Source organism: Streptomyces acidicola (assembly GCF_009377235.1).
Taxonomy (GTDB): domain Bacteria; phylum Actinomycetota; class Actinomycetes; order Streptomycetales; family Streptomycetaceae; genus Streptomyces; species Streptomyces acidicola.
The window spans coordinates 1-10,897 of record NZ_VMNX01000288.1; the positions used below are offsets into that span (position 1 = coordinate 1).

The following is a 10,897-nucleotide window of genomic DNA, read 5'->3' on the forward strand; positions in this document are numbered from 1 at the left end:
CCCCCAACCCCTCCCTTGAACGTGTTCAAAAAGAGGAGTACGGTTCCTGCCAAGAACCTTTTGAACGTGTTCAAGAAGGGGTGGGGACATGGACCTCACGGTCGTCGCGTATGCCATCTACCTGCTGGTCAGCGTGGGGCTGACGGTCTGGGTGGCGCGGACGCTGAGCCACAACGGGCGGATCTTTCTCGGCGATGTGCTGCGCGGGAACGAGAAGCTGGCCGACGCCGTCAATCACTTGCTCGTGGTGGGCTTCTACCTCGTCAACCTGGGGTTCGTCGCCCTCTACCTGAACCAGGACGGAGCGGTCGCCGACCCCCGCGGGGTCTTCGAGGCGGTCTCGGCGAAGCTCGGCGTCGTGCTGCTCGTGCTCGGAGCGCTGCACCTGGGCAACGTGTTCGTGCTGAACAAGATCCGGCGGCGTGGGGTCATGGAGCGGGAGCAGGTGCCGCCCGTGGCGCCGCAGGACTGGGTCGCCTCCTCGGCCAAGGCGTGACGAGACGTGACGACGCCGATGGACGCCATCGCCGTACGCGACCGGGACGCCGCACGCGTCCCGGTGCGCGGGCTCACCGTGCTGTACGACGCCGAGTGCTCGCTGTGCCGGTTCGTCCGGGAGTGGCTGGGGCGGCAACCGCAACTGGTGCCGTTGGAGTTCGTGGCGGCGGGGCAGGAAGAGGCCCGGCGCCGTTTCCCCTCGCTCGATCACCGGGCCGCCCTCGACGAGATCACCGTCGTGGGCGACGCGGGGCAGGTGTACCGCGGGTCCGCCGCCTGGATCGTGTGCCTCTGGGCGCTGCGTGAGCAGCGACCGCTCGCCCACCGGCTGAGCACCCCGGCCGGGGCGTGGTTCGCCAGGGGTGCCGTCCTGGCCGCGGCCAAGTGGCGTCAGGCGCAGGGCGAGAGCCGGTGGGGCGGAGGCGTGTACCGGCGTGGTGACGGCTGGGCCTACGACCCGCGGTACGGGTGGACGTACAACCCACCGGGCTGCGACAGCGGTACCTGCCCGACTCGTTAGGCTCTGTTCCGTGCCAGCAGTTCGCGAAGCGGCCGACGCGGCCGAGGGCCCCCGGCCCGAGAAGGACCCCAGCCCGAGCCCCGGCTCCGCCCCGGCCTCGCCGCGTGGTTCCGCCAAGTCCGAACAGACCCGCGCGCTCATCCTGGAGACCGCGCTGCGGCTCTTCCAGGAGCGCGGGTACGACAAGACGACGATGCGGGCCATCGCGAAGGAGGCCGGGGTCTCCGTCGGCAACGCGTACTACTACTTCGCCGGCAAGGAGCACCTGATCCAGGGGTTCTACGACCGGATCGGCGCCGAGCACCTGGCGGCGGTCCGGCCGGTGCTGGAGCGGGAGACCGATCTGGAGGCGCGGATAGCCGGGGTGCTCAAGGCGTGGCTGGACGTGGCCGAGCCGTACCACGAGTTCGCCGCGCAGTTCTTCAAGAACGCGGCCGATCCGGACAGTCCGCTCAGCCCCTTCTCGCCGGAGTCGAAGAAGCCGCGGGAGGAGGCCATGGCCCTCCACCGGGAGGTGCTGGCCGGGTCGAAGGCCAAGGTGCCCGACGAACTCCGCGAGGTGCTGCCCGAGCTGATGTGGCTGTCCCAGATGGGGCTGGTGCTGTACTGGGTGTTCGACCGGGCGGAGGGCCGCGAGCGCAGTTACCGGCTCGCCGAGCGGGGGGCCCGGCTCACGACCCGGGGGGTTTCACTGGCACGGTTCCGGGTGCTGCGGCCGCTCGTCCATGAGGTGCACGAGCTGTTCAGCGACTTCTTGCCGGGGATGACCAGGGTCTTGCCGGATCCTGGGGGCAAGGGGCGGGCGGGTTGATCACTTTCGGGTGAAGCGGTTCGAATGGGACACCTGGCATGCGACCTGCCTACGATGATGCTCTCGACACCAGCCCCTAGGAGGCACGCGATGTCCGCTGCATCCATCGAGCAGCCCTTCGACGACGACCAGCCGTTCTCGCTCACGGCCATCGCCGACGAGATCATGGAGCGCCATCCGGGCACCCGCGTCGAGATCATCGGAGGCCACCTCCTCGTGACCCCATCACCGGATGCCCCCCACGCCCGGGCCCTGACCGGCCTCATGGTCCCCTTCCTTGCTGCCGGCCTGCATGGCGAGGAGACCGAGGTCCTCCAGAGCGTCGGCCTCTGGCTGCCCACCGGCGCCGAGGACTACGCCATCCCCGACCTCGTGGTGGTGGACGCCGACATCGACGACCACTTCGTCGAGAACAACGCGTACGACCCTGTCTGCTTCCGCCTCGTCCTGGAGGTCACCTCCAGCAACTGGAAGGACGACCTCAAGACCAAGGTCGGCGCCTACGCCGAGGCCAAGGTGCCCGTCTATCTGATCGTCGACCGCAAGCACCAGCGCCTCCACGTCCTCACCGAGCCCGACGGGAGCGAGTACGGGAACCACCGCGTCCACGCTCCCGGCGAGACCGTCACGCTGCCCGACACGATCGGCGCCGAGGTCACCCTTGATGTGGAGCAGATCATCAAAGCCGGGCAGAAGAAAGCTAACTGACGGCGTCCACCTCGTCTTCCGACACTTCCGTCAACTCCACGTCGTAAACCAACGGCCCGTTCCCTACGGCCACTTGGTCCGCCCGGGACCCGTACGGCGAAGCCGCGGTCGCCAGCAGATACTCCCCCGGCCCCGGCACGATCTACGACCCGCCCGCCGGCGACGCCACCCGGTCCAGCTGACGCCCGCCCTCCGAGAGCAGGGTCACCGCGCGCCCCGCACCGGTTCGCCCTCCTCCGTGCGGACGAAGCCGTGGATCACCGAAGTGGACCCCTCGGCCGGCGCGGTCTCGGCCCCGGCCTCCTCCCCGGGCTCCACCGTCAGATGCGGCAGCCGCTTGTCCAGCCCGGCGGGCAGCCACCAGTTGGCGCGGCCCAGCAGGTGCATCGCGGCCGGGACGAGGGCCGTGCGCAGGATGAACGCGTCCAGGGCCACCGCGGCCGCCAGGCCGACGCCGGACATCGCGCCCTCCAGTTCGCCGCTGAGCACGAAGGCCGAGAACACACAGATCATGATCAGAGCCGCGGAGTTGATGACCCGGCTCGTCTCGGCGAGACCGACGCGCACGGCCCGCGCGTTGTCCTTGGAGCGGACCCACTCCTCGTGCATCCGGCTCACCAGGAACACCTGGTAGTCCATCGAGAGGCCGAAGAGCAGCGAGAGCATGATGACCGGGAGGAACGCCGAGATGGGGCCCTCCTTGCCGATGCCGATCAGCTCCAGGCCCCAGCCCCACTGGAAGACCGCCACCAGCACACCGAAGGACGCCGCCGCCGCGACGAGGTTCATCAGCGCCGCCGTCAGCGGGACCACCAGGGAGCGGAAGGCCAGGAGCAGCAGCAGGAAGCCGAGCGTGATGATCGCCGCCAGGAAGTACGGCAGCCGGTCGGCGGTCACGGCCGCGAAGTCCTTGAAGACCGCCGTGACGCCACCCACATGGGCCTTGGCCCCGGACTGCGGGATCACCTCGTCCCGCAGGCGGTCGATCAGCTCGTCCGTCTCCTCCGACTGCGGTGACGTCGCCGGCACCACCTGGATCAACGAGACGCCGTTCGCGGGCGGGACGGCGACCGCCCGTGCCACGCCCTCGGTGCTCTCGATGGCCGTGAGCAGCTTCTGGGGTGCCGAGCCGTCCACGACCACCTGGAGCGGCCCGTTGAAGCCGGGCCCGAAACCCTCGGCGAGCAGGTCGTACGCCTGCCGCGTCGTCGTCGGCTCCTGGTGGTTGCCCTGGTCGGTGGCGCCGAGCCGGATCGACAGGACGGGGATGGCGAGCACCGCCATGACGACCACCGCCAGTGTCGCGAGCGAGCGCGGGCGCCGCTGCACGTACGACGACCAGCGCGCCGCCAGACCGCTCGCCTCCTCCGGCTGGGGTCCTGCCTCGGCGAGCCGGCGCCGCTGCCGGCGGCTGAGCACCCGCATGCCGAGCAGCCCCAGCAAGGCGGGCAGCAGCGTGACGGCCGCGAGGACGCTCAGCACCACGGTCAGCGAGGCCGCGAGGACGACCCCGTTCAGGAACTTCAGGTTCATCACCAGCATGCCGGCGAGCGCGATGCACACCGTGCTGCCCGCGAACAGCACCGCGCGCCCGGAGGTGTTGAGGGCCGTCGCCGCCGCGTCCTCGGGCCTCACCCCGCGCAGGATGCCGCGCCGGTGCCGGGTGACGATGAACAGTGCGTAGTCGATACCGACGCCCAGGCCGATCAACGAGCCCAGCAGCGAAGCGATTTCGGGCACGTCCGTGACATGGCTGAGCAGCGCCGTCGCCATCATGCCGGTGCCGACGCCGGCGATCGCCACCACGATCGGCAGCAGCATCGCGAAGAGCGAGCCGAAGGCGAGGAAGAGGACGACCGCCGCCGCCAGGATGCCCACCAGCTCGGCAAGGCCCTGCGGCGGTTCCTGGACGCGGGCGATGGCCTGGCCGCCCAGCTCCACCTGGAGGCCGGCCTGTTCAGCACCCTGGGCCGTGTCGACGACGTCCTCGATCAGCTCCTTGGGGATGGCGTTCGACTGCTCGGGGAAGGTCACCTGGGCGTACGCGATCCGCCCGTCCTGGCTGATCTGTCCGGCGCCGCCGCCTCCGGCCGCGTACGGGCTCGTGACCTGGCCGACGCCCTTCATCCCCGCGATTTCCTGGAGCGCGGGCTCGATGCGCGACCGTACGGACTCGTCCCGTACGGATCCCGTGTCCGTCTTCCACACCACCGTGTCGGTGTCGCCCGCGCTCTGTGGGAAGGCCTTCTCCATCAGGTCGTTGGCCCGCTTGGAGTCCGTGTCCGGCAGGGTGAAGACGTTCGCGTAGTCCGTCCCGGCGGACGAACCCGCCGCGCCCAGACCGAACAGCGCCCCCAGCCACAGCAATAGGACCACCAGCCGGTGCCGATAGCACCACCGTGCCAATGTCGCCACGATCAACACTCCTTGTACGTACGACAGTCGATTGGTCCCCCAGGTCCTGGGCAACAGCATTGGCGCAGGCTGGGACGCGGGGACATGAGGCGGCCGTGACTCTCAAGGAACTCCAAGGCTCTAAAGGAACTCCAAAGCGGGAGCGGCCCTCCGTGTTAACCCCCGTGCGGATACTGAGGGCATGAGCGGAAACGACGAAGGTGCCGGATACGAGGGAGCCACCGTCCTCGTCGTCGAGGACGAGGAGAGCATCGCGGACGTCCTCGCCATCGCCCTGCGCTACCACCGCTTCGAGGTGATGACCGCGGGCACCGTCCGTGAGGCGCTCGCCCTCGCCGAGCGCACCCGGCCCGACGCGGCCCTGTGCGGCCCTTGGAGGACGGGAGGTGGAACAGCAGCGCCGGTTTCGTCGCGGACGCCTCGCACGAGCTGCGCACGTCGCTGTCCGCGATCCGCGGCTACCTCCAGCTGTACGACAAGGGGATGCTGGAGCGCGTGAACGGGGTCGTACGGGTGTGCGTCGCCGATGAGGGGCCGGGGCTCGCGGAAGAGGACGCGGCCCGCGTCTTCGACCGCTTCTTCCGCGCGGGACGCGGCGCGGGCAGCGGTCTGGGGATGGCGATCGCGCAGGCGGTCGTCGAGGCCCACGGGGCGATGTGGTGGTGCGGACGGCCCCGGGCAAGGGCCTGAAAGTGACGGTCACGCTGCCGAGTTGGGGGGAGGGCCGACGGCCCTCCCCGAACCCGCTCAGGCCTGCTTCGACGCCAGCTCCACGACGGTGATGTCCGAGGGGGCTCCCACGCGCACCGGCGGCCCCCACGCGCCCGCGCCGCGGGTGACGTACAGCTGGGTGTCGCCGTGGCGTTCGAGTCCCGCCAGGGTCGGGTTGGCGGCGTCCGCGACGAAGTTCACGGGCCACATCTGGCCGCCGTGGGTGTGGCCGGACAGCTGGAGGTCGACGCCGTGGTCGACGGCCTCGTTGATCTGGACCGGCTGGTGGGCGAGGAGGACGACGGCCCGCGAGGTGTCCCGGTCGCCCAGCGCCTTGGCGAAGTCCGGCCCCTGGCCGTCGTCCTCGCCCGCCACGTCGTTGACGCCCGCGAGGTCCAAGGCGGGCAGCTCCCGGCGCGCGTTCTCCATCGGGGTCAGGCCCAGTCGCCGTACCTCGTCGACCCACTGCTCGGCGCCGGAGAAGTACTCGTGGTTGCCGGTGACGAAGTACGCGCCGTGGCGGGCCGTCAGCTGCGCCAGCGGGGCCGCCGCCGGGCCCAGGTCCTCGACCGTGCCGTCCACCAGGTCGCCGACGATCGCGATGAGGTCGGGCTGGGTCCCGTTGATCGTGTCCACGACCTTCTGGGCGAAGCCCCGGCCCAGCATCGGCCCGAGGTGGATGTCGCTGACCACGGCGATCCTGAACCCGTGGGCGGAGCGCGGCAGTTTGGCCAGCGGCACGGTGACCCGCTTCACCTTGGGGCCGCGCACGACGCCGTACGTGCCGTACCCGACGGTCCCGACCGCGGCGGCGGCCACGGCTCCGCCGACCACGCGGGAGACGAAGAGGCGACGGGAGGGGGCGGTGGGCGCCGGGTCCGCGGACGTGGCGGGCTCGGCCGGGGCCGCGGGAGCGGTGGACTCCGCCGGCGCCGGAGGGTCAGTGGGTTCCGTGGGCTTGGGGCCGGCCGGGACGGGCTCGGTCTCCCTCACCGGCACCGGCTCCGTCGCGGTGGCGGGGGCGGGGGCCGCGGCGCGCCGCTCCACCAGACGCCGCACCAGCGGGCGTACGAGTTCTCCGACCAGCAGCGCCAGCAGCAGGTACAGCGACAGCGCCAGCCACATGAAGCCCGGCCAGCCCAGCACCTGCTGGAGCCAGAAGGGGGCGCCGCCGCGCTCGGCCGCGAACGCCGCGAACAGCAGCACCGGCCCGGCCACGAACACCGCCGTGCCCACCCGGCGGGCGGTTCCCGGCCCGGCTGTCGTGTCCCGCACCAGGCGCCGCCAGGCGTACCAGTGCAGGGCACCGAACGCGGCCAGGACGGCCAGGGCCGCGAGTATGAAGACAATCACCATTCCGCCGTATTCCCCACTATGACGTCGGACGCAGTGCGCGCAGTCCGCGCAACCCGATGACCCCGATGGCCGTCCCAAGGACAAACGAGACGACGGCGAGCGTCAGGTGCACCCAGAAGTAAGCCGTCGGATCACCCGCGTCGTCGAACGCGAGCCCGCTGCCGTCGTTCCAGAGGTTCTTGACGAAAGTGATCCAGATGACCCAGCTCCACACCCCGAAAGCGAGCAGGAACCAGGAGAGGGGGCGGCTGAGCTTCATGGGCCCAGTATTACCTTTGGGCGTTGGGCTTCGCCGACCGGGTGGGGGCAGCGGTAGGACCAGTCGGTCGGAGCCATGTACTTTCTCGGTCGTGCCCGCCTCCTTGAAGACCGCCAGGCGATCCCTGTTGGTCGTTTCCGCCATGTCGTTGTCCCTGTCGCTGACGGTGGCCCCGGCCGCCCTGGCCGCCGACAAGCCCTCGCCCGGTGCGTCGCCGTCGGTCACACCCCCGGCGAAGATGTCCACCGTGGGGGGCGAACGGCTCGGCACACCGGGCACCCAGGCCGACCTCGGTGCCGGCGCCCCGGTCCTGCCGAAGGACATCACCGCGCGCTCCTGGATCGTCGCCGACGCCGAGTCGGGTGATGTGCTGGCCGCCCACAACGCGCACTGGCGGCTGGCGCCGGCAAGCACCCTGAAGATGCTGTTCGCGGACACGCTGCTGCCGAAGTTCAGCAAGGAGGAGGAGCACAAGGTCGTGCCCTCCGACCTCGCGGGCATCGGCGCGGGCTCCAGCATGGTCGGCATAAAGGAGGACGAGACCTACACGGTCCACGACCTGTGGCTCGGCGTCTTCCTTCGCTCCGGCAACGACGCGGTGCATGTGCTGTCCGCGATGAACGACGGCGTCGACCAGACCGTCAAGGACATGAACGCGCACGCCGAGGAGCTCCAGGCCCTCGACACGAACGTGGTCAGCCCGGACGGCTACGACGCGAAGGGGCAGGTGTCGTCGGCGTACGACCTGACCCTCGTCGCCCGGTCCGGCCTGCAGAAGAAGGACTTCCGCGAGTACTGCTCGACCGTGCGGGCCGATTTCCCCGGCGAGACCAAGAAGAACAAGAAGGGCAAGACGACCCGGGAGTCCTTCGAGATCCAGAACACCAACCGGCTGCTGACCGGTGACACGGGCCTGGACGCGTACCAGGGCATCGCGGGTGTGAAGAACGGCAACACGACGAACGCGGGCTCCACCTTCACGGGTGTGGCCGAGCGCGACGGCAGGGTGCTGCTGGTCACGGTGATGAACCCGGAGAAGGACGAGTACAACGAGGTCTACAAGGAGACCGCCCGCCTCTTCGACTGGGGTTTCCAGGCCGCGGACAAGGTGACGCCGGTGGGTGAGCTGGTGCCGCCGAAGAGCGCGGCCACCGGGAACGGTGGCCGGCAGGGGGCCACGGCGTCCCCGTCCGCCTCGGGCGCCACGGGGGGCGAGCCGATGGCCGCGGGTACCTCCGGGTCCAGCGGTATCGGGGTTGCTCTGGGGATCGCCGGGGGTGTTCTGGCGCTTGTGGCGGGCGGGGCGTTTCTGGTCAATCGCCGGTGGCCGCTGCCGGAGCTGATGCGTCGCCGTCGGTGACGGTTCGCTCCGCTGCGGTTAGGGCCCTTCTGGTGGATCTCCGTGGAGGAAGGAGCGGCGTCCGGTGCGTGCTCCCCCACTGCCTTAAAGGCGTGGGGGGACCCCCAGGCGTGCGGTGTGGAGGGTCATGTGGCGGAGCCACCTGTCCCTTCGCGCCGTGCGGCATGGGGGTCCCCCCGCTCGAGCGAAGCCGAGAGTGGGGGAGTGCGTGCCGGGCGTCGCGACGCCGCGGAGATCCACCAGAAGGGCCCTACGGGGAGCGGCGGTGCAGCGAGGAGTGGGAGGAGTGGTCGGGGCGCTTGTCGGGCTTCTCGTCCGTGCCGGCTTCGCTTTCCTTCGGACGGTCCGTCCGCTCCTGCTGTTCCGCCGGCGGTTCCACCTCCTGTGCCGCCGCCTGTTCCACCGTCTGTTCCGCCCCCTTGCTGTCCGTTGCCGTCCAGGCCGCGCAGTACAGGAGCAGTTTCACGGTGAAGTTGATCCAGAGGAGAAGGGCGATGGGGACGCCGAAGGCGCCGTACATGCTCTTCGAGGCGACCCCCTGCATATAGCCGCTGAGCAGCAGCTTCAGGAGTTCGAAGCCGACCGCGCCCAGCAACGCGGCCACCATCAGGCGGCGGCGCGGCGGACGGACGCCGGGCAGCAGGGTCAGGACGTACAGCAGGATCAGGAAGTCGGCGAGGACAGCGATGGCGAAGGCGGCGGCCTGGAGCAGCGCGCCGCCCCAGCCGCTCCGGTCGAGGCCGAGTTGCTCGGTGATCCGGCCGACCATCGCCGAGGCGACGGTGGAGACGGCGAGGCTCACCAGGAGCGCGCCGCCGAGGCCGAGGAGCACGCCCGCGTCCTTGGCCTTGCTCAGGACCGGGTTCTCCTCGGGGTCCGGCTTCTCCCAGACGGTACGCAGACAGCCCCGCATCTCGCCGACCCAGCTGATGCCGGTGAACAGCAGCAGGGCACCCGCGATGATCCCCACCGTGCCCGCGTTGCTGACGAGTGCGCCGATGTCGAGTTTGCCCGCGATCCCCGGCACCTGCTCGGCGATCCTGTGTTCGAGTTCCTTCAGCTGGTCCTTGCCGAGGGTCGCGGCGACCACGGTGGCGACCAGGGTCAGCAGCGGGAACAGCACCAGGAAGCTGATGAAGGTCATCGCCGCGGCCAGCCGCGTCCACTTCACGCGGTCCAGCCGCTCGTACGACCGCCACGCGTGCGTGGTCATCAGCCACGCCACCACCGGGCCGATCACTGGGAGCTTCTTCAGCCAGTCCATGATCCCTCTCAGTTTCCTCTGCCTCTGCCCCCGCTCCGGAAGACCATGTCCGAGTACCCCGAAACCGCAGGCAGGGGCCGTCACCAGGGTGCCGAGGAGCGGCCCCTCACCAGTGGGCCACCGCCAGGCCGTACATCGCGATCCACACCGCCCCGATGAGCGCGAGCGCACGGTCGCGGAGCACCACGTCCTCGGGCTGGCCCGCGGTGCCGCGGTCGGCGAAGACGGCGTACCTGAGGATCGCCAGGACGAAGGCGACCACGGACAGCTGGCGCCACGGCAGCAGGCCCGTGTGCGGCAGCCCGCCCTCCTCCAGGGCCCACAGGCAGTAGCCGAGCACCGCGACCCCGGCGGCAAGCTGCCACACGAAGCGCAGATATCCGACGGTGTACTCGTTGAGGAGCACGCGCGTGGCCCCCTGCTTCCCGGCCATCTGAAGGGCCTCGGAGTACCGCTTGGCGGCGACCATGAACAGCGCGCCGAAGCCGGTGGTGATCAGGAACCAGCGTGAGAGCGGGATGCCGAGCGCCAGCCCGCCGGCCATGGCCCGCATCAGGAACCCGGTCGTGACAACGACGAGGTCGACGACGAGGACGTGCTTGAGGCTGAAGCAGTACGCGAGCTGGAGCCCGAGGTACGCGATGAGCAGAGCCGCGGTCCGCGGCGAGCAGAGCCAGGCCGCGGCGGCGGGCGCGAGTACGGCGAGGGTGCCTCCGACGGCGTACGCGACCGGTACGGGAACCTGACCGGCGGCGACCGGGCGGTGGCGCTTGACCGGGTGGGCGCGGTCGGCCTCGGCGTCCCGGGCGTCGTTGACGAGGTAGACGGCGGCCGCGCAGGCGGTGAACAGGACGAAGACGAGCGGGAGTTGGATCAGGGCGCGGGCGGAGAAGAGCTCACCGGCCGAGGCGGGGGCGGCCACGACGAGAACGTTCTTGGCCCATTGGCGGGGGCGGGCGGTGCGCAGGAGACCGAGGGCGAGGCCGCGGGGACGG

Annotated in this window: 9 protein-coding genes and 3 pseudogenes; 7 read left to right on the forward strand and 5 right to left on the reverse strand. The window is 70.5% G+C overall.

The window, feature by feature from the left end; genetic code table 11:
* The first annotated feature begins 88 nt into the window (after window positions 1-88).
* The 4 genes from FPZ41_RS40760 (at window position 89) to FPZ41_RS40775 (ending at window position 2,537) form a co-directional block, all read left to right on the forward strand.
* Window positions 89-496 carry a hypothetical protein gene (locus FPZ41_RS40760; protein WP_152869179.1) on the forward strand — a complete coding sequence of 136 codons (408 nt, stop codon included), beginning with the start codon at window positions 89-91 and terminating at the stop codon, window positions 494-496.
* A gap of 18 nt (window positions 497-514) precedes the next feature.
* A complete protein-coding gene (locus tag FPZ41_RS40765) occupies window positions 515-1,018 on the forward strand; it encodes a thiol-disulfide oxidoreductase DCC family protein (protein WP_152869194.1) in 504 nt (167 codons plus the stop codon).
* A gap of 139 nt (window positions 1,019-1,157) precedes the next feature.
* A complete protein-coding gene (locus tag FPZ41_RS40770; protein ID WP_322621361.1) occupies window positions 1,158-1,829 on the forward strand; it encodes a TetR/AcrR family transcriptional regulator in 672 nt (223 codons plus the stop codon).
* 90 nt (window positions 1,830-1,919) lie between these two features.
* Window positions 1,920-2,537: a Uma2 family endonuclease gene (locus tag FPZ41_RS40775; protein WP_152869182.1), complete on the forward strand. Its 618-nt coding sequence runs from the start codon at window positions 1,920-1,922 to the stop codon at window positions 2,535-2,537.
* Here the strand turns inward: FPZ41_RS40775 and FPZ41_RS40780 are convergent.
* A pseudogene (locus tag FPZ41_RS40780) lies at window positions 2,530-4,943 on the reverse strand (MMPL family transporter). The gene FPZ41_RS40775 and the pseudogene FPZ41_RS40780 sit on opposite strands and share 8 nt — an antisense overlap.
* 190 nt (window positions 4,944-5,133) lie before the next feature.
* Here FPZ41_RS40780 and FPZ41_RS49105 point away from each other — a divergent pair.
* Window positions 5,134-5,317, forward strand: a pseudogene (locus tag FPZ41_RS49105) (DNA-binding response regulator); the annotation flags it as partial.
* Window positions 5,318-5,357: 40 nt separating this feature from the next.
* Window positions 5,358-5,734: pseudogene (locus FPZ41_RS40790) on the forward strand (ATP-binding protein); the annotation flags it as partial.
* On the opposite strand, the gene FPZ41_RS40795 reads toward FPZ41_RS40790, so the two are convergent.
* Entirely contained in the window at window positions 5,700-7,019 is a 1,320-nt protein-coding gene (locus FPZ41_RS40795; protein ID WP_152869184.1) for a metallophosphoesterase, read from the reverse strand. The pseudogene FPZ41_RS40790 and the gene FPZ41_RS40795 sit on opposite strands and share 35 nt — an antisense overlap.
* A gap of 16 nt (window positions 7,020-7,035) precedes the next feature.
* Window positions 7,036-7,278: an SCO4848 family membrane protein gene (locus tag FPZ41_RS40800; RefSeq protein ID WP_131571092.1), complete on the reverse strand. Its 243-nt coding sequence runs from the start codon at window positions 7,276-7,278 to the stop codon at window positions 7,036-7,038.
* 91 nt (window positions 7,279-7,369) lie between these two features.
* On the opposite strand from FPZ41_RS40800, the gene FPZ41_RS40805 reads away from it, so the two are divergent.
* On the forward strand, window positions 7,370-8,638 hold the full coding sequence (locus FPZ41_RS40805; RefSeq protein ID WP_407698889.1) for a D-alanyl-D-alanine carboxypeptidase family protein: 1,269 nt from the start codon (window positions 7,370-7,372) through the stop codon (window positions 8,636-8,638).
* 250 nt (window positions 8,639-8,888) lie between these two features.
* Here the strand turns inward: FPZ41_RS40805 and FPZ41_RS40810 are convergent, their stop codons facing one another.
* On the reverse strand, window positions 8,889-9,902 hold the full coding sequence (locus FPZ41_RS40810; RefSeq protein WP_152869188.1) for a YihY/virulence factor BrkB family protein: 1,014 nt from the start codon (window positions 9,900-9,902) through the stop codon (window positions 8,889-8,891).
* Window positions 9,903-10,008: 106 nt separating this feature from the next.
* The coding region (locus FPZ41_RS40815) for a decaprenyl-phosphate phosphoribosyltransferase (protein WP_152869190.1) at window positions 10,009-10,897 on the reverse strand (889 nt) is incomplete at its 5' end.